The following is a 793-nucleotide window of genomic DNA, read 5'->3' as shown; positions in this document are numbered from 1 at the left end:
CCAGGCTGATCGAGTCGATCCGAAGCATGCAGGCCGATGTCCCGATTACCGTCGTATGCCACAGCCAAGGAAATATCGTGGGCCTCACTGCGGCGTTCTTCGGCGACGCATTCCCCGATGTCGAAGATCCGTGGGGGCGCACGGGCCACTGCGTGGCAGACGCCTACGTGCTGGCGAACGCACCGTACAGTCTCGCCAATGCTGACGGCCCGAACAAGTCCGACACATTCATGGATACATGGTCGCAACGCGCGACGAAAGACGGCAGCGGCCGGCGTGGACGACAAACCTACGCCGCGCGCACGAAGACATTCGGCACATTCCTGTCGATCATCGGCGCTCGAAAAGCACACGAACAACCTGCCGACAAAATCGATGAGGACATGGAAAACAAGCGGGTCTCGCCGACCAGCAAGCGGTCTTATGCGGCGCAAGAGGATCGCGCGAGGCACGGATTGAATGAATCGACGTATGGCCGCGTCACCGCATATTGCTGCCCGCACGATCAGGTGATTTCGGCGGTGACGGTGCAAGGGATCGGCTGGCGCGGCATCAGCAAGCACGAACTCGACGATATCGGCGCGGCCGGTATCCTGACGCAGCGCGTGTTTGCATCGGGTTTCGCGGTCGGCGTGCAGAAACCGTACCGGTATTGGGAAGACGATTGGCGACACGGCAAACAAGGAACGAAGCCGGGGTTCTGGTATCCGCCGTCGCCGCCAGCCAAATTCAATCTGGTGGGTGCGATCAGAGGGAACGAGTCTGTGTTCGGTGTGGCGGCGACGCTCGTGAC

At 61.0% G+C, this 793-nt stretch carries 1 protein-coding gene; it reads left to right on the top strand.

Annotated elements, in window-relative coordinates; translation table 11 throughout:
* The coding region (locus tag PL79_RS35895; protein ID WP_442861580.1) for a T6SS effector phospholipase Tle3 domain-containing protein at positions 1-793 on the top strand (793 nt) is incomplete at both ends.

Origin of the sequence: Burkholderia sp. USMB20 (assembly GCF_000949135.2) — a bacterium.
GTDB lineage: Bacteria > Pseudomonadota > Gammaproteobacteria > Burkholderiales > Burkholderiaceae > Burkholderia.
The sequence above is the reverse complement of the archived record's forward strand: the minus strand, read 5'-3'. Positions and strand labels throughout refer to the sequence as shown.